At 62.8% G+C, this 22,014-nt stretch carries 23 protein-coding genes; 11 read left to right on the top strand and 12 right to left on the bottom strand.

What is annotated here, in order from left to right; all coding sequences use genetic code 11:
- Nucleotides 1-132: 132 nt before the first annotated feature.
- From A4R29_RS16595 to A4R29_RS16570, 6 genes are all read left to right on the top strand, one after another.
- Nucleotides 133-1,707 (top strand): trimethylamine methyltransferase family protein, encoded by a 1,575-nt coding sequence (locus A4R29_RS16595; RefSeq protein WP_024501311.1) that lies wholly within the window; start codon nucleotides 133-135, stop codon nucleotides 1,705-1,707.
- Between the two features lie 89 nt (nucleotides 1,708-1,796).
- Nucleotides 1,797-2,492: a 4Fe-4S dicluster domain-containing protein gene (locus A4R29_RS16590; RefSeq protein ID WP_013531177.1), complete on the top strand. Its 696-nt coding sequence runs from the start codon at nucleotides 1,797-1,799 to the stop codon at nucleotides 2,490-2,492.
- Nucleotides 2,493-2,594: 102 nt separating this feature from the next.
- Nucleotides 2,595-3,272, top strand: a complete 678-nt coding sequence (locus tag A4R29_RS16585) for a FadR/GntR family transcriptional regulator (protein WP_013531178.1) — start codon at nucleotides 2,595-2,597, stop codon at nucleotides 3,270-3,272.
- Nucleotides 3,269-4,567: a CynX/NimT family MFS transporter gene (locus A4R29_RS16580; RefSeq protein ID WP_063172382.1), complete on the top strand. Its 1,299-nt coding sequence runs from the start codon at nucleotides 3,269-3,271 to the stop codon at nucleotides 4,565-4,567. The genes A4R29_RS16585 and A4R29_RS16580 overlap by 4 nt, the downstream gene beginning before the upstream one ends.
- Before the next feature lie 110 nt (nucleotides 4,568-4,677).
- Nucleotides 4,678-5,415 carry a dienelactone hydrolase family protein gene (locus A4R29_RS16575; protein WP_063172381.1) on the top strand — a complete coding sequence of 246 codons (738 nt, stop codon included), beginning with the start codon at nucleotides 4,678-4,680 and terminating at the stop codon, nucleotides 5,413-5,415.
- 108 nt (nucleotides 5,416-5,523) lie between these two features.
- Nucleotides 5,524-6,702, top strand: a complete 1,179-nt coding sequence (locus A4R29_RS16570; RefSeq protein ID WP_063172380.1) for a BaiN/RdsA family NAD(P)/FAD-dependent oxidoreductase — start codon at nucleotides 5,524-5,526, stop codon at nucleotides 6,700-6,702.
- 2 nt (nucleotides 6,703-6,704) lie between these two features.
- On the opposite strand, the gene A4R29_RS16565 is transcribed toward A4R29_RS16570, so the two are convergent.
- From A4R29_RS16565 to A4R29_RS16540, 6 genes are read right to left on the bottom strand one after another with little or no spacing between them, the layout of a single operon-like run.
- On the bottom strand, nucleotides 6,705-7,112 hold the full coding sequence (locus tag A4R29_RS16565) for a DUF1801 domain-containing protein (protein ID WP_013531182.1): 408 nt from the start codon (nucleotides 7,110-7,112) through the stop codon (nucleotides 6,705-6,707).
- 40 nt (nucleotides 7,113-7,152) lie between these two features.
- Nucleotides 7,153-7,545 (bottom strand): VOC family protein, encoded by a 393-nt coding sequence (locus tag A4R29_RS16560; RefSeq protein WP_063172379.1) that lies wholly within the window; start codon nucleotides 7,543-7,545, stop codon nucleotides 7,153-7,155.
- 39 nt (nucleotides 7,546-7,584) lie between these two features.
- Nucleotides 7,585-8,079: a DUF1801 domain-containing protein gene (locus tag A4R29_RS16555; RefSeq protein ID WP_395316696.1), complete on the bottom strand. Its 495-nt coding sequence runs from the start codon at nucleotides 8,077-8,079 to the stop codon at nucleotides 7,585-7,587.
- Nucleotides 8,039-8,260 (bottom strand): hypothetical protein, encoded by a 222-nt coding sequence (locus A4R29_RS16550; RefSeq protein ID WP_013531185.1) that lies wholly within the window; start codon nucleotides 8,258-8,260, stop codon nucleotides 8,039-8,041. Before A4R29_RS16550 ends, A4R29_RS16555 begins: the two co-directional genes overlap by 41 nt.
- 54 nt (nucleotides 8,261-8,314) lie before the next feature.
- Complete coding sequence (locus A4R29_RS16545; RefSeq protein WP_063172377.1) at nucleotides 8,315-8,740, bottom strand: SRPBCC family protein; 426 nt, start codon at nucleotides 8,738-8,740, stop codon at nucleotides 8,315-8,317.
- On the bottom strand, nucleotides 8,737-9,060 hold the full coding sequence (locus tag A4R29_RS16540; protein WP_013531187.1) for an ArsR/SmtB family transcription factor: 324 nt from the start codon (nucleotides 9,058-9,060) through the stop codon (nucleotides 8,737-8,739). Before A4R29_RS16540 ends, A4R29_RS16545 begins: the two co-directional genes overlap by 4 nt.
- 156 nt (nucleotides 9,061-9,216) lie before the next feature.
- Between A4R29_RS16540 and A4R29_RS16535 the strand changes: the two genes are divergently transcribed.
- The 3 genes from A4R29_RS16535 to A4R29_RS34660 all read left to right on the top strand — a co-directional run bounded on the left by A4R29_RS16535 (nucleotide 9,217) and on the right by A4R29_RS34660 (nucleotide 12,375).
- Complete coding sequence (locus A4R29_RS16535; protein ID WP_013531188.1) at nucleotides 9,217-9,777, top strand: RNA polymerase sigma factor; 561 nt, start codon at nucleotides 9,217-9,219, stop codon at nucleotides 9,775-9,777.
- 2 nt (nucleotides 9,778-9,779) lie between these two features.
- Entirely contained in the window at nucleotides 9,780-11,894 is a 2,115-nt protein-coding gene (locus A4R29_RS16530; protein WP_063172376.1) for a VWA domain-containing protein, read from the top strand.
- Nucleotides 11,895-12,105: 211 nt separating this feature from the next.
- Nucleotides 12,106-12,375 carry a hypothetical protein gene (locus A4R29_RS34660; protein ID WP_024501300.1) on the top strand — a complete coding sequence of 90 codons (270 nt, stop codon included), beginning with the start codon at nucleotides 12,106-12,108 and terminating at the stop codon, nucleotides 12,373-12,375.
- A gap of 15 nt (nucleotides 12,376-12,390) precedes the next feature.
- On the opposite strand, the gene bmt is transcribed toward A4R29_RS34660, so the two are convergent.
- A complete protein-coding gene (gene bmt / locus A4R29_RS16520; protein ID WP_063173709.1) occupies nucleotides 12,391-13,413 on the bottom strand; it encodes a betaine--homocysteine S-methyltransferase in 1,023 nt (340 codons plus the stop codon).
- Between the two features lie 131 nt (nucleotides 13,414-13,544).
- Nucleotides 13,545-14,402 (bottom strand): helix-turn-helix domain-containing protein, encoded by an 858-nt coding sequence (locus A4R29_RS16515; protein ID WP_024501298.1) that lies wholly within the window; start codon nucleotides 14,400-14,402, stop codon nucleotides 13,545-13,547.
- Nucleotides 14,403-14,632: 230 nt separating this feature from the next.
- Here A4R29_RS16515 and A4R29_RS16510 point away from each other — a divergent pair, with 230 nt between their 5' ends.
- Nucleotides 14,633-15,643 (top strand): fatty acid desaturase, encoded by a 1,011-nt coding sequence (locus A4R29_RS16510; RefSeq protein ID WP_027160493.1) that lies wholly within the window; start codon nucleotides 14,633-14,635, stop codon nucleotides 15,641-15,643.
- 91 nt (nucleotides 15,644-15,734) lie between these two features.
- On the top strand, nucleotides 15,735-16,562 hold the full coding sequence (locus A4R29_RS16505) for a phosphate/phosphite/phosphonate ABC transporter substrate-binding protein (RefSeq protein ID WP_063172375.1): 828 nt from the start codon (nucleotides 15,735-15,737) through the stop codon (nucleotides 16,560-16,562).
- Here A4R29_RS16505 and A4R29_RS16500 read toward each other — a convergent pair.
- From A4R29_RS16500 to A4R29_RS16485, 4 genes are all read right to left on the bottom strand, one after another.
- Nucleotides 16,527-17,882 carry a M24 family metallopeptidase gene (locus A4R29_RS16500; RefSeq protein ID WP_063172374.1) on the bottom strand — a complete coding sequence of 452 codons (1,356 nt, stop codon included), beginning with the start codon at nucleotides 17,880-17,882 and terminating at the stop codon, nucleotides 16,527-16,529. The two genes, A4R29_RS16505 and A4R29_RS16500, sit on opposite strands and share 36 nt — an antisense overlap.
- 9 nt (nucleotides 17,883-17,891) lie before the next feature.
- Nucleotides 17,892-20,462: a GcvT family protein gene (locus A4R29_RS16495; RefSeq protein WP_063172373.1), complete on the bottom strand. Its 2,571-nt coding sequence runs from the start codon at nucleotides 20,460-20,462 to the stop codon at nucleotides 17,892-17,894.
- Nucleotides 20,462-20,944, bottom strand: coding sequence for an endonuclease domain-containing protein (locus A4R29_RS16490; protein ID WP_063173708.1), 483 nt, complete (start codon nucleotides 20,942-20,944; stop codon nucleotides 20,462-20,464). The genes A4R29_RS16495 and A4R29_RS16490 overlap by 1 nt, the downstream gene beginning before the upstream one ends.
- A 97-nt stretch (nucleotides 20,945-21,041) precedes the next feature.
- Nucleotides 21,042-21,980, bottom strand: coding sequence for an IS110 family RNA-guided transposase (locus A4R29_RS16485; RefSeq protein ID WP_063172372.1), 939 nt, complete (start codon nucleotides 21,978-21,980; stop codon nucleotides 21,042-21,044).
- Nucleotides 21,981-22,014: the final 34 nt, after the last annotated feature.

Here is a 22,014-nt window from a genome sequence, read left to right as displayed (position 1 = left end):
TCTTGTCGATTTTGCGACAGGCGTTGGCGCTGGCGGGCCGTTTCGAATAGGGTGCATGGCTACGATCTGGCAAGAAGCGGCGAGAGCAGCCGCTATGGATTCCAGACAAGAACAGATTCAGGGAAGAACACCATGAGCGAACACGCGGCAGTCGATCAGGAAGCGTCAAACGCGCGACGTGGGCGCGGCGCCAGCGGCGGGGCTGCTGCCCGGCGGGCCGCGCGTTCGGGCGGAGGCCCGGGCACGCAGCTCACCTACATCAAGCGCAAGATCAACGTTTACGAGGTGCTGGACGAGGAAGGCCTGGCGCTGATCGAGAAGAACACCGACACGGTTCTCGAGGAGATCGGCATCATCTTTCGCGACGATGCAGAAGCGCTGCAACTGTGGAAAGAGGCCGGCGCCGACGTCAAGGGCGAGCGCGTGCATTTCCCGAAGGGGCTGTGCCGTTCGCTGCTCAAGACCGCACCGTCCGTCTACACCCAGCACGCCCGCAATTCCGAGCGTTCGGTGCAGATCGGTGGCAATGCCACCGTGTTCGCGCCGGTCTATGGCCCGCCCTTCGTGCGTGACCTCGACGGCGTCAGGCGCTACGCGACGATCGAGGATTTCCAGAATTTCGTTAAGCTCGCCTATATGGCGCCGTCGATCCACCATTCGGGCGGCACGGTATGCGAGCCGGTCGATGTGCCGGTCAACAAGCGCCACCTCGACATGATCTACAGCCACATCAAATATTCCGATAAGCCGTTCATGGGCTCGGTGACCGCGCCGGAACGCGCCGAGGACACCGTCGCCATGGCCAAGATCGTGTTCGGCGACGATTTCGTCGAGAACAACACGGTGCTGACCAGCCTGATCAACGCCAACTCGCCGATGGTGTTCGACGAGACCATGCTCGGCGCGCTGAAGGTCTATGCGCGCCACAACCAGGCCTGCATCGTCACGCCGTTCATCCTCGCCGGCGCGATGAGCCCGGTGACGGTTGCCGGCACGCTGACGCAGGTTCTGGCCGAAGTGCTGGCCGGCGCGTCGTTCACGCAGCTCATCCGTCCCGGCGCGCCGGTGCTGTTCGGTACCTTCGCCTCGTCGATTTCGATGCAGTCGGGGGCGCCGACCTTCGGCACGCCGGAGCCGTCGCTGGTGTCTTATGGCGCCGCACAACTGGCGCGCCGTCTCGGCCTGCCGTTCCGCACCGGCGGCTCGCTCTGCGCGTCCAAGGTTCCGGATGCACAAGCGGCTTATGAAAGCGCCAACACGCTGAACTCGACCATCCTGGCCGGCACCAATTTCGTGCTGCACTCGGCCGGCTGGCTCGAGGGCGGGCTGGCCTCCTGCTACGAAAAGTTCATGATGGACATCGACCAGCTCGGCATGACGCAGAAATTCTCCGAAGGCGTCGACCTGTCGGAAAACGGCCAGGCGATGGACGCCATCCGCCAGGTCGGGCCGGGCAGCCACTATCTCGGCTGCGACCACACCCAGGCCAATTTCCAGACCGCCTTCTACCGCTCCAACATCGCCGACAACAATTCCTACGAGCAGTGGCTGGCCGAAGGCGAGAAGACCGCGCCGCAGCGCGCCAACGAACTCGCCCGCCGCTGGCTGGAAAGCTATGAGGCGCCGCATCTCGATCCGAGCATCGACGAAGCGTTGAAGGACTTCATCGCCAAGAAGAAGGGGTCGATGCCCGACGCCTTCACTTGAAAGGAGCCCGAGTCAGGCGGGGCTAAAGTCGCCAACATCATCCACAAGGAAGTCTGGCGGAGCGCGTTCTCCGATCCGGACAAGAAGGGATGATTACGCCCGCCGGCAGCGTTGACCGCATTGCTGCGGCGCTTCTCGCCAACGGCCTTGTTCTTCGCGGCGGCTTCAATTTTACGCCAAGCGATGCGCCGCCAACGGGATCATCGGGTGCGCCGGCAGCGGCCGTCCTGCTGGTGGGGCAGGCGGGCGCGGCATCCTGGCCGCATTTCCTGCGTTGGTGGGAGCAACAGCCACAGGCAATCGCCAATCCGCTCGACACATGGTCGCGCGAAGTGATCGGCGCCGTGGCGCAGGATTTTGGCGCACGGGCGATTTCTCCGTCGGACAAGCCCTATCTGCCGTTCCAGCAATGGGCGATGCGGGCGGAGGGGCTGAAACCGTCGCCGCTCGGCATCCTCATGCATCCGCGCTACGGGCTATGGCATGCCTACCGCGGTGCGCTGCTGTTTGACGACGAAATTCCAGTTCAAGTTGCCGAGGCAGCGCCCCACCTTTGCGATAGCTGCGCCGAGAAACCCTGCCTGAAATCCTGCCCGGTCGACGCCTATTCCGTGCAAGGATTCGCTTATCAATCCTGCCTGGCGCATGTGGGGGGAGCGAATGGCGAACCCTGCCGCAGCGGCGGTTGCCTCGATCGCAATGCGTGCCCCTATGGCACGGGGTATCGCTATCCGCCGGAGGTCCAGGCCTTTCACATGGCGAGCTTCGCACGAGCCACCAGCTGATCCGTTCCCATTGCATGGTGCTCGTTGGCTTCGATGAGCATCTTGACCGCAGCTAGAAGCAGGCCTATTCATCAAGTCATCTGATGACTTATGAATAGGCCTATGCAACCCGCCACCAGAACCAATCTCACCGACAGCGCCACCAGCAGCCTGCGTGCGGAGATCGTCAGCGGCCGCTGGGGCGTCGGCGAGCGCATTCCCAATGAGGCAGCCCTGACCGACCTTCTGTCGGTCAGCCGCGGCACGGTGCGCGAGGCGGTGCGGGTGCTGGTCTCGCAAGGATTGCTGGATACGCGCCAGGGCTCGGGCACATATGTGCGCTCTACCGTCGATGCCTCTGCCGCGCTCGACCGGGTCAAGCGCACCGGCCTGCGCGATCAGTGGGAGGCGCGGGCGGCGCTCGACCTGGAGGCGGCACGGCTCGCCGCCATGCGCCACACGCCAGCCGATCTTGAGACGATGCGGCAACTGCTTGCCGAACGCGGCACCGTCGCGGGCGGCGGAAGCGATGCCTTCATCCGGCGCGATCTCGCTTTCCACAAATCGGTTGTCGCGGCGTCCGGCAACAAAGCGATGATGGAGCTCTACGACTTCTTCACCGCCGCCATCACCGAGACCATCCATGCCACCATCGACGGCGATCTGCCCGAACCGGACCACCAGGCGCATGCGGCAATCGTCGACGCCATTGCCGCGAGCAATCCCGAGCGCGCCGTTGCCGCCGTTCGCGCCTTCATGGCGCCGGTGCTTGCCCAACTTGAAAGACTGCTTTCGCAATGAACCAGAGTTTTCGTCAGCCTGACCCGACGGCGCAATCCGCCGCCATCGAGGGTCTGGAACTCATCGATGCCGAGGCCGACAGCCTGCCCGTGCCGCAGCCGCCTGAACTGCGCAGCCGTGCGGCGCGCATCGTGCTTGGCGCGAGCCTTGTGCTGATCGCCTTCAGCCTGCGGCCGCTGTTTTCCAGCCTGTCGGTACTGCTGCCCGAGGTGATGCAGGCAACCGGACTCTCGACGACGGGCGCCAGCCTGCTGACGACGCTGCCCGTTCTGTGTCTGGGTCTGTTCGCGCCCTTCGCGCCAAGATTTGCCCAGCGCTATGGAGCCGAGCGCACTTTGCTCGGGGCGCTCACCTTGCTGGTGCTGGGAACCGGCCTGCGCTGGTTCGGTACGGTTCCCCTGCTGTTTGTCGCCACCTTCCTTGCCGGCGGCGCCATTGCCATCGGCAATGTGCTGCTGCCGGGCCTGGTGAAGCGAGATTTCGCCGACAAGGCCGCCGTCATGACCGGGCTCTACACCATGGCGCTCTGTGCCGGCTCGGCGGCCGCCGCCGGTTTCACACTGCCGATCGAGCATTTTGTCACCGGTTCATGGTCCGGGGCACTTGCTGCCTGGGCGGTGCCTACACTGGTCGTGCTTTTGATCTGGATTCCGCAGGCGCTGGGCAGCCGTCGGCAGGTCAGTCATCGCGGCTTTCGCGTCGTTGGTCTCTGGCGCGATCGCCTGGCTTGGCAGGTGACGCTGTTCATGGGCCTGCAGTCGGCACTTGCCTATTGCATCTTCGGTTGGCTGGCGCCGATCCTGCGCGAGCGTGGCTTCGATGCGGCCACCGCCGGCGCCATGGTTTCGGTGTCTGTCATGGCGCAGGTCATCACCTGCCTCGCCGTGCCGTCCTTCGCGATGCGGCTGAAAGACCAGCGCGGCATCAATGTGGCGCTCGTCGCCACGGCGGTGATCGCGCTGCTCGGCATTCTGTTCGCACCGACCTCGACCGTGCTGTTCTGGGCGATCCTGCAAGGCATCGGGCAGGGCGGCCTGATCGCGGCTGCCATGAGCCTAATCGTGCTGCGTTCGCCGGATTCGCATGTCGCCGCGCATCTTTCAGGCATGGCGCAAGGCGTCGGCTATGTGCTGGCGGCATTCGGCCCGCTGCTGGTGGGCCTGATCCGCGACTGGACCGGCAGTTTTTCGGGAACGGCGTTCCTGTTCGTCGCGCTCGGGCTTGGCGTAGCCATTATGGGGCTCGGTGCCGGCCGCGCGCTGCATGTCGGTGCGCGGACGGTGCGAGAAGGCTAGCAATAGCGTCACGCAATCCCGCACGAAATTTTGACTGCCATGCTCAGGGAGCGCCTTGCCGTATAGGCTTGCGCGGATATGTATCGCGCATCTGTCGAACGGAGCGAGCGATGACGAAACACGACCTTCAGATCAAGACCAGGGATGGTGTTGCCAATGCCGGGCTTTTCCACTCGGCAAACGCATCTCCTGCCAAGGCCGGCGTCATTCTCTATCAGGACGCCTTTGGTCCGCGGCCGGCGCTCGACAGTATGGCCGAGCGGCTGGCGAATGAAGGCTATGCGGTGCTGGTGCCCGACCTGTTCTACCGCAATGCACCTTACGGGCCGTTCGACGCCAAGACCGCCTTCGCCGAGGAAAAGACCAAAATCCCGCTGATGGCGCTGGTCACCGGCACGACGCAGGAGATGACCATCCGCGACAGCGGTGCGTTCCTCGATGCGCTTGCTGCCGAGGGCATTACCGGGCCGATCGGCACCATCGGCTATTGCATGGGCGGCGGTCGATCATTGAATGCGGCTGCAACCTATCCCGAACGGATAAAAGCGGCCGCAAGCTTCCATGGCGGCAATCTCGCCAGCGACGCCGCCGACAGCCCGCATCGCAAGGCAGCCTCGATCAAGGCGCGCGTCTATGTCGGCACATCCGGCGTCGACAGGAGTTTCCCGCCGGAACAGTCGGCGCGGCTGGCCGAGGCGCTCAGGGTTGCGGAAGTAGATCATGTCATCGAGAACTATGCCGGCATGGCGCATGGCTGGTGCGTGCCCGATCATAGCGTTTTCAATGCCGCGGGCGCGGAACGCCACTGGAAGCGCTTGACGACGTTATTCGCAGAGACGCTGATCTGAGCCTTTGCTTGGCTGTTCTTGCCTGTTGGCTGTCCGCCCCGTTCGCGGTATCAGGCAGCACAAATGCGCTGCACCGGATGAGTGGGCCGAGCGGGAACGAACAGCCTGATGCAATCCTATGATGTCGTGATCATCGGCGCGGGTGCCGCCGGAATGATGTGCGCCGTGGAGGCGGCCAAGCGCGGCCGTTCTGTACTGATCCTCGATCATGCGGCGGCGCCTGGCGAGAAGATCCGCATCTCCGGCGGGGGCCGGTGCAATTTCACCAACATCCATGCCAGCCCGAAGAATTTTCTGTCGGGCAATCCGCATTTCTGCATTTCGGCGCTCAGCCGCTATACGCAACGCGATTTCATCGCCCTCGTCGAACGCCACCGCATCGCCTATCACGAAAAGACGCTTGGGCAGTTGTTCTGCGACGGCTCCGCACGCCAGATCATCGACATGCTGGTCTCGGAAATGCAGGACAAGGGCGCCGAACTGGTGCTGTCGACCAGCGTTGAGGATGTCCGCAAAACCGTGGAGGGGTTTGTGCTCACTCTCTCCACGGGCACGATTAGCTGCCAGTCTCTGGTCGTGGCCTGCGGCGGCAAGTCGATCCCCAAGATGGGGGCGACCGGTTTCGGCTACGAGCTTGCCGAACGGTTTGGGCTTGCCATCGTCGAAACGCGGCCGGCGCTGGTGCCGCTGACCTTCGACGCAAACACGCTCGAACGGCTCGCGCCGCTGGCCGGCAACGCCGTCGACGCGGAAGTCGCCTGCGGCAAGACGCAGTTCTCCGAAGCGATGCTGTTCACGCATCGCGGCGTCAGCGGACCATCCATCCTGCAGATCTCGTCCTATTGGCGCGAGGGCGACGAAATCCGCATCGCCATGCTGCCGGGAGTTGATGTGGCGGACCTCATTCGTAGTGCCAAGCGCGGTAATGGGCGGCAGGCGGTGCAGACCGTGCTGGCAAATCACCTGCCGAAGCGGCTGGCGCAGTCGATCGCCGAACGAACCGGCATCGACGGCAACCTCGCCGATCTTGCGGACGCCCAGATCAAAACCATAGCTGCCGCAGTCAATGAATGGCGCATCAAGCCTGCCGGTTCTGAGGGCTACCGCACCGCCGAAGTGACACTGGGCGGGGTCGACACCAACGGGCTGGACCAGAAGACGATGCAGGCGAAATCCGTGCCGGGCCTGTTTTTCATCGGCGAAGTCGTCGATGTCACGGGTTGGCTGGGCGGCTATAATTTCCAGTGGGCATGGTCGTCGGGCTGGGTGGCAGGCCAGGCAGCATAGACTTACTTCCGTGGCTCCGCCCCAGTAGCTGCCGGCGCCTTTTTCTTCTTTTTGGCCTTGTTGTAATCGATGGCGGCACGGACGAGCTCTTTCAAAGCGCTCTCATTGAGCGTGTCGCCCTTGAACACATCGATAGCCCGCCACACCTTGCCGCCAAAACCATTGTTGAACAGCCTGTCGGGATCCGGCAGGCTGGCGCCATGGGAAAAGGTCAGCTTCACCTTGTCCTTGTGGGCGTTGCCGACCACGATGTTGCCGTCGAGGCACCATACCGGGCTGCCCATCCACTTCCACTCCTCGATGATGTCCGGGTCGGCTGCAAGGATGGTCTTGCGGATGTCGGCGAGCGTCTCGCCGCGCCAGTCCGAGAGACCGGCGATCAGCTGGTCGATCTGTTGCGAGGGGGTCATTTGGTGTCTCCTGTGCGTCGACGTGTTCAACCGCTGCCTGTCACCAGCGCGCCAGTTGGGTAATCTGAACGAGGTTGCCGCAGCTGTCGTTCAGCTGGGCGATGGTTGAACCGGTCACCTCGGTCGGCGGCATGGTGAACGCGCCACCCTTCGCCTTGATGCGCTCGTAGTCGCCCTTGACGTCGTCGGTGAAAAACATGACCGCAGGCTGACCCTGCTGGAAGATGGCTTCCTGATAGGCTTTGGCGGCCGGGTTGTCGTTGAGCGCGAGCTGCAGTTCGGTTCCATCAGGCTCTTCAGCCGAGGTCACTGTCAGCCAGCGATAGGGCCCGTTGCTGAAATCGGCCTTCTTGGTGAAGCCCAGCACGTCGGCGTAGAAGCGCAATGCGTTTTCCTGGTTGTCCACATACACGCTGGTCAGCTTGATCTTCATCGCTCTTTCTCCTCTGTCGTATTCTTGCGTCTGTGGCCGCTACGGGGTCCAGCCGGGCAGGGCGGCGGCCTGCTTGATCCATTCCGCCATTTGCGCCTCCTCGAACCGGTCTTCGCGGATGTCGATCCAGCGCACATCCTTGCTCTTGGCCGTGCCGCCTGGTGGGATCGGTTGCAATGAGATGCCACTGAAAAAGGTCATCTTCACATAGTGGGTGAATACATGGAAACTCGCGAACCAGCCCTGGCCTTCGATGCCGTAGAAGGGTGAGTTCCATCGCACGGCCTTGCGGACGTCAGGCACGTTGCCCACGATGAGCGCGTCGAGGCGCTCGCCCAGGCCGCGCTTCCAGTCCGGCATCGCAGCGATATAGGCCTGCACCGGGGCGTCGCCGTCGCCCTTGGCGATTTGCGGGTTGCCGCCGGAGAGCAGCACTGGCGCAGCCTTGGCCTCGGTCGATTGTCCCTGCGTCCTGGCCACTCTGCCCCACTCCCTATCCGCCGGCACGCTGCACGCCGCGTCCCTTGGCGGCATAGGGCAGCACGAACATGTACAGGCCGCTGAGCAGCAGCAGGAGGAGCGGCAGGAGCGGCGAGTAGACCACCCAGGCGGGAGGCTGCCTGAATGCCATGGTGGCGAAGTTGGCGATGACGGTCAGCGCAAAGATGATCGACAGCCAGCGATGCATTTGCCGAACCCACTTGTTCCAGTCCAATAGTTCCTCCTGTCAAAACAACCGGTGCGGACCACCGATCCGCACCTGCGAGTTTCAATCTATCCGCGCCAGGACCTGACTCAGATTTGCAAAGTACTGCCGCCACCCGCTCGTCGCGCCCCGATACGCCTGCTCCTGATCCGGCCGGAAGCCGGACTGTTCCATACGCAACCGGGTGCCTGTGCTGGTCGGCACGAGGGTCCAGGTGACGACACTCTCAAGGCCATAGGCCTGCCACGTGTAGGACAGTGTCTTGTTCAACTCGACGGCTGTTACCTGACAGTCCACAACGATGCTCACGTCAGGTTGCGGTTCCTTCCGCAGCTTGAAACGGTGGTCCACGACTGGCTTGAAGTCGTTCTTCATCAGCCATTCCTCGATCAGATGCGGTTGGGTCAGCGCGCGCCAGATTTTCTCCGGCGGATAGGGGATCTCACGTTCGACGATGACAGAGCGCGTTTCGATCGCAATGTTGGTCATTGGTCCATTCTTTTGAGCAAATTTTCGAGATCGTCGAACCGGCTCTGCCAGAACGCGTTCATCTGGTTCGTCCAGTCGGTCAGTGGGGAAAGTGCTGCCAGTTGGGCGCTATAATGTGTCTGCCGTCCTTGATGGCGATCGCGCACCAGCCCGGCCTGCTTGAGCACGCCGAGATGCTTCGACACCGCAGGTTGAGAGACCCCCGACTGAGCCGTCAGGGCGCCGACCGTCTGCTCGCCTTGCCGGCACAGGCGCTCGAAGATCGCGCGACGCGTCGGATCGGAGAGCGTTCTGAAGAGGACATCGTGAGCGTTCGTCATCCGGGATCGATAACCCTGTGGCTATTGATTTACGTATAACTGTCGAGATATGGATATGTCAAGCGGGGGTGTTGGCGGTCCCGATCCGGCGGTTTCCAAAAAAATCTTTCCATTGCCCCAAGGATTAGCCATTAGCCTTCGTCCAACAGGCAAATGATGGCGATGATGCTGGATGAGAGCGAAGCCTCCGACGCCGAACTGATCGGGCGGGCGAAGGGCGGAGACAGGAGGGCCTTCAGCACATTGCTGGAAAGGCACTATGACTTCGTCTATCGCGCCGCCTATCGCTGGTGCGGCAGGAAGGCCGATGCCGAAGACATCGCCCAGGAAGTCTGCGTCAGGCTGGGCAAAGCGATCCGCGACTATCGCGGCGGCGGCGCCTTCACCACATGGCTCTATTCCGTGACGATGAACGCCGCGCGCGACGTGATGCGAAAGTCCGCCCGCGAGACCGTCAAGACCGAGGCCTATGGCGTCCATGCACTGATCTCGGGCGAGGCGTCGGTCGAACCGGAAGACCCTGCCGAAGCGCTGTGGGCGGCCGTCCGGCGATTGCCGGACAAGCAGCGCGACGCGGTGCTGCTGGTCTATGGCGAAGGGTTGAGCCATGCGGCCGCGGCCGAGGCGATGACAATCTCGGAGACGACGGTTTCCTGGCACATCCATGAAGCGAAGAAACGGCTGAAGACGCTGATGCGCGCGGCCGGGGAAGTGTGACCATGGTTGACGACGACGAACTCAACAGACTGCGCGATATAGCGGCGCCGGCGCCCGCCAAGGATGCCAAGGCACGTGCTTTCGAAGCCGCCCTGCGCGCATACGATCAGGAAAATATTTCTGCCGTTACCCAAGGATCGGTTGGCGGGCTTCGTCTCACAGAGCGAGCACAAAAGCTCTGGAGCGAGATCATGCAAAAGAAACTCATTGCCACGCCGGTTCTTGCCGGGCTCGTCGCCCTGCCGATCGCCGGATACGCCACCTTCCATATGCTGAGGGAACAGCCGCCGAAATTCGGCGGCGACGAGAAAATCACCGAGACGCTGGCCGACAAGCCGGCGACGGTGAGGCCGACGACCGCTCAGCCGAAGCCGGCTCCGACCGGGCTGGAGAAGGACAAGAAAGCCGACGCCGATGTGGAAAGCCGCGACGCGACCGATGCGCTTGTGGCGCCGGCCTCGCCGCAGAAATCCGAATCGACCGTTGCCGGCGGCGCGGCACAACAGAATGCGCTGGAGCGCGGTGTGCTGGCCGAGCCCGCGCCACCGGCTCCGACAGGCGAATTCGCATTGGATGGCGCCGTAAGTGCGCCCAGTACGTCGCGGGCCCGCATGCCGGCCGAGTCCAAGCTGACGGCGCCGCAGCAGCCGTCGACCTTGCCGGCCGACCAGATGCAGCCGCAACCGGAAAACCGCGACCGCATCGAGGATTTCAAGACCAATCCGGTGCATGCGGCACTCGAGGATCCGGTCTCGACCTTCTCGATCGACGTCGACACAGCCTCCTATTCCTTCGTGCGCAGCTCGCTGAAGCAGGGCACCCTGCCGCAGGTCGATACTGTTCGCGTCGAGGAGATGATCAACTACTTCCCCTATGACTGGAAGGGTCCGGAGTCGGCCTCGACACCATTCAACTCGACCGTCAGCGTCATGCCGACGCCGTGGAACACGCATACCAGGCTGATGCATGTCGCCATCAAGGGTTTTGACGTCAAGCCGACCGAGCAGCCGAAGGCCAATCTGGTCTTCCTGATCGATGTCTCGGGCTCGATGGACGAGCCGGACAAGCTGCCGCTGCTCAAATCGGCTTTTCGGCTGCTGGTCAGCAAGCTGAAGGCCGACGACACCATCTCGATCGTAACCTATGCGGGTGACGCCGGCACGGTCCTGGAGCCGACCAACGCGTCCCAAAAGGACAAGATCCTCAGTGCCATCGACAATCTGACGCCCGGCGGCAGCACGGCCGGCGAGGCCGGCATCAAGGAAGCCTACAGGCTGGCGCAGAAATCCTTCGTGAAGGACGGCGTCAACCGGGTGATGCTCGCCACCGACGGCGACTTCAATGTCGGCCAGAGCGACGACGACGATCTGAAGCGGCTGATCGAAAAAGAGCGCAAGACCGGTGTCTTCCTGTCGGTGTTCGGCTTCGGCCGCGGCAATCTGAACGACCAGATGATGCAGACCATCGCCCAGAACGGCAACGGCACCGCCGCCTATATCGACACGCTGGCCGAAGCCGAGAAGGTGCTGGTCGAAGATGCATCGTCGACGCTGTTCACCATCGCCAAGGACGTCAAGATCCAGGTCGAGTTCAATCCGAACAAGGTCTCGGAATATCGCCTGATCGGCTACGAGACCCGCGCCTTGAACCGCGAGGATTTCAACAATGACCGCGTCGATGCCGGCGATATCGGCTCGGGCCATTCCGTCACCGCGATCTATGAAATCACGCCAAAGGGCAGCGGCGGCGAACAGATCGACGCGCTGCGTTATGGCCAGGCGTCGGTGGACAATGGCGGCGTTGCCAATGCGGACGAATATGCCTTCGTCAAGATCCGCTACAAGCTGCCGAATGAAGACGTCTCGAAGCTGATCACCACGCCGGTGACCTCGGCCAACGAGATCTCGTCTTTCGACCAGGCCAGCACCGACCAGCGCTTCTCCGTCGCGGTCGCCGCCTTCGGCCAGAAGCTGCGCGACGAGGATGCGACCGCGAAGTTCGGTTACGACAAGATCATGGAGATCGCCACTGCCGCTCGAGGAGCCGACCCGTTTGGGTACAGGTCCGAGTTCCTCTCGCTTGTGCGCCTTGCCTCGGCGCTGGGCGGTAATCGGTAGTGGTGATGACGGCCGGTTTCTTTCAGATGGGATCGTTCTGACAGGGGAAACCGACCGCGGGCGGGTGAGGCATGCCGGCGAGGGGTTCATTCCCTTGCCGGCCTTTTTTCGGAGAATCTCCAGGTCGTTAAATTGCGCGGCATTTCCGGTAGCGGATCGCAACCCCTCCTTGTTACGCAGGACAGGTGTACCGGGCTTGAGGGAGCCGAAATTGCAGATCAGGACTATCGCCAACTCGACACCGCCGGCACGAGATGCTTCGGCGGTTTCATCGGCCCCATCATCGGAATCCAGGCGTATCAGTGACGATGTCGCGCAGGCGCGCCACACCGCCATGTCGGCGCTGACCAATGACCGCTTCCGCATCATGCTGGAGCAGATAACCGATCCGGTTTCATCCGGCGCGCTGATGACGATGCACAGCGACAATGTGGTCGACTTCAAGTCGGCGCAGTCGAGCTACGCCGACAACAGCGAATAATCGAAACCGATAAGCTCAGGCCCGGCTGCGGCGGCGCTCGCGGCGGGCTTCGCTGGTCTCGGCGGTATTTTCCGTCGCCACCTTGTTGCGCATCGGGCCGATGCGCTCGACGATCGCGGCAACCGTCGGACGATCCGCCTTGGTGTGCGCGTCGAGCGCCTTGCGCATGGCGGCAAGGTGCTGGAACGAGGTGCCGCAGCAGCCGCCGATAATTTTGGCGCCGCCATCGACGGCGAGCCTGACATAGTCGGCCATCAGTTCGGGTGTGCCGGAATAATGGATTTCGGTGCCGCGGAATTCGGGAATGCCGCAATTGCCCTTGACGATCACCGTTGCCTCCGGCTTCGCCTCGGTCATGTCGAGCAGCGAGGCCAGGATGTCAGACGCGCCGACGCCGCAATTGGCGCCAACGCCAAGCGGCGCCTGCGACAGCCCGTCGGTGACGCCGTGGATATCCCTGGGTAGCAGGCCCATCATGGTGCGGCCGGCGGTGTCGAAGGAACCGGTATAGGTGTAGGGCAGGCCGACGCGGATGGCAGCCTCGGCGGCGGCGCGGATCTCGTCGGGAGCAGACATCGTCTCGATCCAGGCGACTTCGGCGCCGCCTTCCTTGAGACCCTCGATCTGCTCGGCGAAGGCGTCGACCGCCTCGTCATAGGTCATGGCGCCGAGCGGCACCAGCAATTCGCCGGTCGGGCCGACCGAACCGGCGACGATCACCTTGCGGCCGGCCTTGTCGGCGACAGCACGGGCGATCTCGGCGGCGCGCTTGTTCAGCGCATGCACACGGTCCTGCGCATGATGCAGCTTCAGCCGGTGGCGGGTGCCGCCGAACGAGTTGGTGAGGATGATGTCGGCCCCGGCATCGACGAAATTCTGATGCAGGCTGGTGATGGTGTCGGGCGCCGTCTCGTTGAGCAGCTCGGGCGCCTCGCCGGCTTCCAGCCCCATGGCGAACAGGTTTGTGCCGGTGGCGCCATCGGCCAGCAGCACGCCCTTTTCGGCCAGCAGAGCATCGATCGGGTTGGTGGTCGTCATCGGATTGGCTTTCATGTTTCGAAGTCGAATAAGGATATAAAGAAGTCTTTATGTGTAGTCAATGGAATGGCGGCAGCGCGGCCACCAATGCGGGGGCCGGTTTCCGTCCAAAGGATCATTGTTGCCGAAGATCAGGCAGTGCCTGTTGAGAATGACATGCCGGCCAGTCTGTGCGCGAAGCCGGACGCCTCGTGCGCATTGATGTCGGCGGCCCGGATCAGATTGTCGAAGTGCTGGATCAGCGTCTGGATCGGCTGAGTGGCGTTGAGCACCAGATACATGTCGCCGACATAGATGGCGGCGCGATAGGGTCCGAAGATGGTGTAGGGGATCGAATAGCGCATCCGCCCGTCATAGAGAAACAGCCGGAAGGTCGGGTAGAGGTCGTCGAGCAGCGTCGCCATGTGCAGCAGCTGGGCGCGCCGGTCGGCTTCGGGGAAACGGTCCCAGACACCCAGCCCGCGGGCAAATATCTCCAGCGTGTGGCGCGGCATGCAGACTTCCATGTCGGTCTCAGGCCGCCTGTTGTAGTCGATGCGGTATTGCGTTTCGCCGGCCTGCGCCAGGCGGCTCTTGTTGGCGATGCCGGCTTCGTAGTCGACCAGCGCTTCGGTGCGCAGAAGATCGGGAATGCCGGCAGGCACGTAGCGGATCTTGGTGCCTGCCGCCTCGGCATGCCATTTGGCCAACAGCGTGCGGTCGAAACCATCCGGTGCCTCTTCGATCTCCAGGCTTTCGCGGATTTCGCCGGTGAGACCTTCGTCCTGGCTGAGGCCGAGGAGCCAATCGAGCGACACCTTGAACTCGGCGGCGATGTTAAGCAGTGTTTCGGCGCGGGGCAGGCGCGTCGAGGCGCCCGACAGCAGTTGCGACAGCGCCGAGCGGTCGATGCCGACCGCGGTTGCAAAGGCCGACTGGTTCAGGTCGGAGCGTGTCAAGAGCATTTTCAGTCGCTCGCGGAAGATCGTCGACAGGTCGCGCTTGTCCATGTCCGTGCTCCACCTGGATTGAGGAAAAATTTGCGCCGGAACCGCTCCGAGGGTGGCGTTAGGCGTAAATGAATCCCTAAGTCTGTTTACAATGTATAACATGTGCGGTAAAAAATGCGCAATCGCAACAGTTTGTGCACTTTGTCTCGTTGAGTGGAATCATTTCTCCTGACACAATGCTGTCAGGAATCAATTGGGATTCCGGCGACTGAGGGGCAGTGGTCGATAGCATGACGAGCAAGAGCATCAGGCGACACAGCGTACGGGCCATTGAGTGGCCAACCGTGGTACTCGCCTTCTTCTGCTACGCGACATGGCTCGCCACCGGTTTCCTGCTCTGGCCTTCCTATCCCGTCCTGGCGCTCGCCGTCCTCGCCTTCACCGCCGCATTGCAGTCGTCGATCATGCACGAAGTGCTGCACGGGCATCCGACGCGCAACGCGCGGATCAACGAAGCATTCGTGTTTCTGCCGATCGGTCTGGTCTGGCCGTTCCGCCGCTTCAAGACCATTCATCTGCGTCACCACGCCGACGAGCGGCTGACCGACCCGCTCGATGACCCGGAAAGCTATTATCAGGCGCTCTGGCAGCATGACGAGCTGCCGCCGACGATGAAATTCCTGCTCAAGATCAACAACACCATGGCAGGCCGCTTCGTGCTCGGCCCGTGGCTGTCCTGCGTCGGCTTCTTCATCGACGATGCCAAGCAGGTGATCGCCGGCGACAAGCCGATCCGCAAGGCCTGGCTGCTGCATGCGATCGGCCTGGCCGTCGTGCTGCCGATCGTTCAGTTCGGCTTCGGCATCCCGCTGTGGCTTTACATTCTGGTGCCGGTCTGGCTCGGCCAGTCGCTGATCTCGATCCGTACGTTCGCCGAGCATCAATGGTCGGAACATCCGGAAGGCCGTACGGTGATCGTCGAGCGCTCGCCGCTGTCGTTCCTGTTCCTCAACAACAATCTGCATTTCGTCCATCACAAGACCCCGACCGTGGCCTGGTACAAGCTGCCCAAGCTGTTTCGCGACCGCCGTGAGGAATGGCTGCGGATGAACAATGGCTATGCCTATCCGAATTATTTCGCGCTGGTCAAAGCCTATGCGTTCAAGGCGAAAGAGCCGATCGTGCACCCGGTGCTGCGGCGTGCGCCTGAGCCGGGCAGGGCCTTCAAGCCGCGCATCAGGGCGCGCAGCATCAGCGGGCTCGGCAGTGCGCCGGTTCCCGCCGAGCCGCCCAAGGAATAATTCCGGCCTACCCGGAATCCGTGTCGGCCAATTCTGATTGGACGCCGCGTTTTCGCGATCCTTTTTCCAGACATGATGATTTGATATCGGCATGAGTGAATTGGTTGCGGCGTTGCCGATGTATGATTGGCCCGAAGTGCGCGATGAGGTCGACGCGCAATGGGTGCTGCTGCGCGATGCGTTTCGGCAAAAGGGGATCGACGCGCCGGAAGCCATCGTGCGGCGCAATGGCGACCTGCCGCCGGTGCCGGGCGGAATTCGCGATGCTGCCGGTGCATTGATCGCACCCGATCCCGCGACATTGCCGCCGGATGAACTCGATTTCCATAGATTGTGGCTGCATCCTTTGCTGCTGTTCGCGCAGACCTGCTGGGGGCCGATGGAACTTGGCCTGTCCAGGCATGTGCAGGTGGTCGGCCAGCCGAGCTATGACGCCTATGAAGGCGGGCAGGGCGAGCTCTATTCGAGCGCTCTGGTGATGCGGATAGGCGAGGGACCGGAAGTTCGATCGCCTGCGGATGGCAGCGCTCTCATCCCGCTCGATCTGATCCGCGGCAAGCGCTTCACCTTCAACAGCCTCGATTCCATGTCGGGCATCATTGCGCTGACGCGCGACCTGCGAGCGGCCGACGAAGGCTTGGACATCTTTTCGTCGCGTAGCGAGAGCGGCGGTCACCGCGCTTCAATCGTCGCCATTGCCGAGGGCAGGGCCGATGTTGCAGCGATCGACTGCGAAAGCTGGGCGCTGGCGCAGCGCTTCGAGCCAGCAGCGCGGAAAGTCGCGATCGTCGGCTGGATCGGACGGCGCAAAGGCCTGCCGTTCATCACGGCGAGGGCAACACCGGAAAAGACAGTCAGGGCAATGCGAGAAGCGCTTGCCGGACTATCCGAGCAGCCTCGTATCCAGCGGGTAGGTTGAGAGCTGTTCGTTGCCGGTCTCGGTGATCAGGATCTGCTCTTCGAGCTTGACGCCTTCGCGCCCGCCAAGCCGGCCGATATAGCTTTCCACGCACAGCACCATGCCAGGTTCCAGCACGCCGTCCGGCGTGTCCGATGTCCAGTCGCTGGCATGCGGCAAGGTCGGGTATTCATCGGCCAGACCGACGCCGTGATAGAGCACGCCGTAGCGCGTCGGGAAGCAGTCACCCGGCGGCACCGCCGAGGCTTCGACGAGGTCGCGAAACGAGATGCCTGGCTGCATCAGAGCCGTGTTGTGTTCGATCTGGTCGGCGGCGATGCGGAACAGGGCGCGCTGTTTATTCGACGGGTTTGCATCACCGCACAGCCAGGTGCGCGACAGGTCGGCGCAGAAGCCGTAGGGGCCGATCAGGTCGGTGTCGAAGGCGACGAGATCGCCAGCCTCGATCTTTCGCGAAGAGCATTCCTGGAACCACGGATTGGTGCGCGGGCCTGACGTCAGCAGTCGCGTCTCGATCCACTCGCCGCCGCGCGCGATGTTGCCACGATGCAATTCCGCCCATAGCTCGTTCTCGGAAATGCCCGGCTTCAGCGCCTGTTCCATCTCGCCCATCGCCGCTTCGCAAGCGACAATCGCCCGGCGCATGGCGAGGATTTCGTCCGGCGATTTGATCAGCCGCGCGTTCTCCATCACTGCTTCGCCATTGCCGATGGAAATGCCGAGGCGAGCCAGCTCCTCGACGCCTTCGGGATTGATGTGGTCGACGGCGATGCGGCTGTTGCCGCTACCATGTTCCCTGACCAAATCGGCTATTCCGGCGGCCCAACGGCGGACCTTTTGCTCGGTCAGCTCACCGCCATAGAGATACATCCACGACACCGCCGGCCGCACCTCGTTGACGACGCCGGAATGGTCGGACAGGTGCTCGCAGGAAAAATAATCGAACAGCACCACCGGGCCTTCAGTGGCGACAAAGCAATGCCGCGTCGGATTGTGCGCCACCCAAAGCTGCATGTTGGTGCTGTCGGTGGCGTAGCGGATGTTGACGGGGTCGTAGAGCAGGGCGCCGGCATAGCCGCGCCGCTTCAGCTCGGCGCGGATACGCTCCAGCCGGTATTTTCGCATCGCCGCCAGGTCGGGCGCGGCAATGCCTGCCGCCGCCCACTCAGCCTCGGCCTGCGGGCCATAGCCCAGCACATGCTGGTTGAGCGAACCCGCCTTCTGGCGGGAGGCGTCGCGCAAAGCTTCGATCGAGCCCGGCTCGAACGGCATGATCTTGCGGTGGCGGCCAAAGCTGCCCTTCGGCCCCGCGCTGTCCATCGTCGAACCTCAGGTCCGCATCTTCCCGCCGCTCGGATCGAAGGGCGCTTCGACATTGATGCGGGCCGGGCGCCGGTGACCGAGGATCTCGATCTCGAACAGCCCGGCACTTTCGTCCTCGGCAAGCGCGGCGGGGATATAGCCCTGCGCCATCGACTTCTGCACATAATGCGCATAGCCGCCCGACGTGACCCAGCCGACCACGCGCCAGTCGCCGTCGACGATGCCGCGCACGGCGGATGCGCCTTCGGCAGCCTTGGAGCCACGTATTTCCTTGCCGCCCTTGTCGAAGCGCGGCGCGCCATAGCCATGCGGCTTTTCCACCGTGCCGTAGTCCTTGCTGACCTTGGCCCAGATCGGCTCGTCGCCCATGACATCGGCGTCGGCGGCATCGACGATGAAGGAGACGCGGCGCAGCTTTGGCCCCTCGGCCTGTTCCTTGGCGGCGGCCTCGCGGCCGATGAAGTCATTCTTCTCGAGCTTGATGAAGCGGTCCATCGCGCCTTCGAACGGTCCATAGATCGGCCGCAACTCGCGGAACCAGGTCGGAAAGTTCTTTTCGAGGCGCATGGAGAGCAGAGCGCGCATGCCGAAATCGACAAGGCCGAATTCCTCGCCGGCGTCCTTGATTGCTTTGTAAACCAGGCGTTCGTAGGCCGGCGCCATCCAGATTTCATAGCCGAGGTCGCCGGTGTAGGTGATGCGGTTGACCATGCAGGGCGCCCCGCCAACAGCCATCTCGCGGAAATCCATGAAACGGAAGGCTTTTGTCGAGACGTCGACATCGACCAGTTTCTGCAGCAGGTCCCGTGATTTCGGCCCGGCGATCGACAGGCCGACCAGCGTCTGGTCGAAGCGGTGGATGCGCACCGTTCCGTCCTTCGGCAGGTGCTTCTCGAACCAGCGCATGTGGTATTTCTGCGCCGCCGAAGAGCCCCAGATCATGAAGCGGTCTTCTGCCGCCTTGGCGATGGTGAAGTCGCCGATCAGCTTGCCGAACTCGTTGAGCATCGGCGTCAGCACGATGCGGCGGGTCTTCGGCATGCGGTTGGTCATCAGCCGGTTGAGGAAATCCTCGGCCGCGGGTCCCGAGACTTCGTATTTGGCAAAATTGGCGATCTCGGTGACGCCGACGCGCTCACGCGTGGCGCGCACTTCCTCGCCGATCGGCCCAAAATCGTTGGAGCGATGGAAGGAGACGATATCCCTGGGTTCCTTGCCTTCAGGTGCGAACCAGAGCGGGGTTTCGAGACCCCAGCTGTCGCCCATGACGGCGTTGTTGGCCAGCATCGTGTCGTAGAGCGGCGTCGTCTGCGCCGGACGTGCCGCCGGCAGTTCCTCATTGGGGAAGCGGATGGAGAAGCGGCGCGAATAGTTTTCCCGCACCTTGGCGTTGGTGTAGCGCAGGCCGGCCCATTCACCGAAGCGTGTAACATCCATGCCCCAGACATCGAAGCCAGGATCGCCATGCACCATCCAGTTCGACAGCGCCAGACCGACGCCGCCGCCTTGGCTGAAGCCGGCCATCACGGCGCAGGCGCACCAGAAATTGGTCAGGCCCTGCACCGGGCCGACCAGCGGGTTGCCGTCCAGCGCGAAGGTGAAGGGGCCGTTGATGATCTGCTTGATGCCGGCCTTCTCGATGCCGGGGAAATGCTTGAAGCCGATTTCCAGCGACGGCGCGATGCGGTCGAGGTCCGGCGGCAGCAATTCGTGGCCGAAATCCCATGGCGTGTTGACCGGCGACCACGGCTTGCAGGCCTTCTCGTAGGTGCCGAGCAGGATGCCGTTGCGCTCCTGGCGGGTGTAGATCTCGCCCTTGAAGTCGAGCACGCCGATCATTTCGCGGCCGGTCGATTTGTTGAACTCCTCGACCTCCGGCATCGGCTCGGTGAGCAGATACATGTGCTCCATGGCAAGAACCGGCAGCTCGACGCCGACCATGCGGCCGATCTCGCGCGCCCACAGGCCGCCGCAATTGACGACATGCTCGGCCTTCACCGTGCCCTGTTCGGTGACGACATTCCAGGTGCCGTCGACCTCCTGCGTCAATTCCACGACGCGGTTGCGCAGCACGATCTCGGCGCCGAGTTTTTTCGCCGCCTTTGAATAGGCGATGGTGGTGCCGGACGGGTCGAGATGGCCTTCGACCGGATCCCACATGGCGCCGACGAAATTGGTCTCGTCCATCAGCGGGAACATCGCCTTGGCTTCGGAAGGGGTGATCAGCTCTGTGTCCATGCCGAGATAGCGGCCCTTGGCGTGGGCAAGGCGCAGGAAGTCCATGCGCTCGGGCGTATCGGCCATCATCACGCCGCCGGTCAAATGCAGCGAGCAGGACTGGCCGGATATCTCCTCGATCTCCTTGTAGAGCTGCACCGTATAGGCCTGCAGCTTGGCGACGTTGGGGTCGCCGTTCAGCGTGTGGAAGCCGCCCGCTGCGTGCCAGGACGAGCCGGATGTGAGTTCAGAGCGCTCGATCAGCATGATGTCGGTCCAGCCGGCCTTGGCCAGGTGGTAGAGAACCGAGCAGCCGACGACGCCGCCGCCGATGACAACCGCTTTTAGGTGAGATTTCATCAAGATAGGTCCGCTTTTGGAGAGATTGAATCGGGGGAGTGGGGCGTGAAGACAAAGTGGAGGTCGGGTGCCGTGAGGTTCTCGGCCAGCCTGCCATCGAGCGCGGCAAGGATGGTTTCACAAACCGAAGTACGATGCTTCAGGGCTTCATGGCTCCAAACACGCAGGATCGAATAGCCCTGGGCACGCATGAAATCGTCGCGGCGGCGGTCATATGAGCTGCCGGCGTGTTGGTGTCCGTCAATCTCGACGACGAGCCATTTTTCGCGGCAAGCGAAGTCCGCGTAGTATGGTCTGATAGAGAACTGTCGCGTGAACTTGTAGCCGCCAAGTTTGCGGGCCTTTAACTCAAGCCAAAGCAGCGCTTCGGCCTGGTTGTCACCTTGCCTGAGTTTTCTGGCTCGCTGGGTAGTGCCCGTTTTGCGACGGCTACGGGTTTCATGAGCGCCTTCCCCCACTCCGTCGCCGCTTCGCGACGCCACCTCTCCCCCCTCCGGAGGGAGAGGAAGGGTGCCAGCGTGCATAAGCTCGCGCCTTTCCTCTCCCCCGTCGATCGGGGGAGAGCGACTATCTGGGGTGTCAAGTTGCACTCGCGAACTCGTTGCGCGCATCGCGTGCTTTTGCATTGAGGATGACGAGGAGTTTTCTGGCGAGTGCGATGCGGATGAGCATTTTTGGCTTTCCCGCCTGTTGCAACCGTTGAGCGAAAGCTTTGAGATTGGGATCGAATTTGGCCACGATGGCTGCGACGATGAAGAGGATGCCACGCGGCCCGGCGCGTCCGCCGCGCACATGCCTGTTGCCGGTGCGCTTGCCGCTATCGTTGGCGAAGGGAGCGAGGCCTGCCAGCTTGGCGATGGCCTTGTTGGAGATGAGGCCGATCTCGGGCAGTTCGGCCATCAGGCGGGCGACGGTGCGTCCGGCCACGCCCTTCAGCGAACGAAAGGCCTGCTCCAGCCTGGCCCACAGCGGATCGTCATCGATCATCGAGGCAATCTCGCCTTCCAGGCGCCGTTGCTCGCGCTTGAGGAAGGCCAGCATCGCCTCGATGCTGGCGCATACCTCGGCGTCGCGTGCGGCACTTCTACGCTGCTTGTTGATGGTCGCATCGCCGACAATCTGGCAAAGCCGGCCAACCAACGCGGCAAGCCGCTGCTGGGCGGCGCTTGGCGGTGGCGTCGGCACAGTGTTCTTGACTGCGCCGTAGTGGGCGATGACAGCGGCGTCGATCCTGTCGGTCTTCTCAAGATAGCCCATCGCCTCGGCGAAACGGCGCACGCTCTTGGCATTGACCACGCCGCACGGCATGCCGTGCGCCCACAAGAGCATGAATCCCAGCCGTTCATAGCCGCCCGATGCCTCCATCACCGCAAGGGCTGCGTCATGGCTGCGGCAGAACAGCCAAAGAGCTGCGATCCCCGCCGCGTCGTTGGCGAAGCGCGCTGCCGCTCCGCCAGGCCAGACATGCGCGTCCAGCCAATCTTTCGAAACATCAACTCCACAAATAATCCTGTTCACGGTAACCTGCCTTGTGCGTACGGTTGGAACCAAG

Origin of the sequence: Mesorhizobium ciceri biovar biserrulae (assembly GCF_001618845.1) — a bacterium.
Classification (GTDB): domain Bacteria; phylum Pseudomonadota; class Alphaproteobacteria; order Rhizobiales; family Rhizobiaceae; genus Mesorhizobium; species Mesorhizobium ciceri.
This window is presented reverse-complemented; position numbering and strand designations above follow the sequence as displayed.

What these genes read in the sequence shown, in the direction of transcription:
- A4R29_RS16595 (WP_024501311.1), top strand. Translation starts at nt 133, where the DNA reads ATGAGCGAACACGCGGCAGTCGATCAGGAAGCGTCAAACGCGCGACGT.
- A4R29_RS16590 (WP_013531177.1), top strand. Translation starts at nt 1,797, where the DNA reads ATGATTACGCCCGCCGGCAGCGTTGACCGCATTGCTGCGGCGCTTCTC.
- A4R29_RS16585 (WP_013531178.1), top strand. Translation starts at nt 2,595, where the DNA reads ATGCAACCCGCCACCAGAACCAATCTCACCGACAGCGCCACCAGCAGC.
- A4R29_RS16580 (WP_063172382.1), top strand. Translation starts at nt 3,269, where the DNA reads ATGAACCAGAGTTTTCGTCAGCCTGACCCGACGGCGCAATCCGCCGCC.
- A4R29_RS16575 (WP_063172381.1), top strand. Translation starts at nt 4,678, where the DNA reads ATGACGAAACACGACCTTCAGATCAAGACCAGGGATGGTGTTGCCAAT.
- A4R29_RS16570 (WP_063172380.1), top strand. Translation starts at nt 5,524, where the DNA reads ATGCAATCCTATGATGTCGTGATCATCGGCGCGGGTGCCGCCGGAATG.
- A4R29_RS16565 (WP_013531182.1), bottom strand. Translation starts at nt 7,112, where the DNA reads ATGACCCCCTCGCAACAGATCGACCAGCTGATCGCCGGTCTCTCGGAC.
- A4R29_RS16560 (WP_063172379.1), bottom strand. Translation starts at nt 7,545, where the DNA reads ATGAAGATCAAGCTGACCAGCGTGTATGTGGACAACCAGGAAAACGCA.
- A4R29_RS16555 (WP_395316696.1), bottom strand. Translation starts at nt 8,079, where the DNA reads ATGCCGCCAAGGGACGCGGCGTGCAGCGTGCCGGCGGATAGGGAGTGG.
- A4R29_RS16545 (WP_063172377.1), bottom strand. Translation starts at nt 8,740, where the DNA reads ATGACCAACATTGCGATCGAAACGCGCTCTGTCATCGTCGAACGTGAG.
- A4R29_RS16540 (WP_013531187.1), bottom strand. Translation starts at nt 9,060, where the DNA reads ATGACGAACGCTCACGATGTCCTCTTCAGAACGCTCTCCGATCCGACG.
- A4R29_RS16535 (WP_013531188.1), top strand. Translation starts at nt 9,217, where the DNA reads ATGGCGATGATGCTGGATGAGAGCGAAGCCTCCGACGCCGAACTGATC.
- A4R29_RS16530 (WP_063172376.1), top strand. Translation starts at nt 9,780, where the DNA reads ATGGTTGACGACGACGAACTCAACAGACTGCGCGATATAGCGGCGCCG.
- bmt (WP_063173709.1), bottom strand. Translation starts at nt 13,413, where the DNA reads ATGACGACCACCAACCCGATCGATGCTCTGCTGGCCGAAAAGGGCGTG.
- A4R29_RS16515 (WP_024501298.1), bottom strand. Translation starts at nt 14,402, where the DNA reads ATGGACAAGCGCGACCTGTCGACGATCTTCCGCGAGCGACTGAAAATG.
- A4R29_RS16510 (WP_027160493.1), top strand. Translation starts at nt 14,633, where the DNA reads ATGACGAGCAAGAGCATCAGGCGACACAGCGTACGGGCCATTGAGTGG.
- A4R29_RS16505 (WP_063172375.1), top strand. Translation starts at nt 15,735, where the DNA reads ATGAGTGAATTGGTTGCGGCGTTGCCGATGTATGATTGGCCCGAAGTG.
- A4R29_RS16500 (WP_063172374.1), bottom strand. Translation starts at nt 17,882, where the DNA reads ATGGACAGCGCGGGGCCGAAGGGCAGCTTTGGCCGCCACCGCAAGATC.
- A4R29_RS16495 (WP_063172373.1), bottom strand. Translation starts at nt 20,462, where the DNA reads ATGAAATCTCACCTAAAAGCGGTTGTCATCGGCGGCGGCGTCGTCGGC.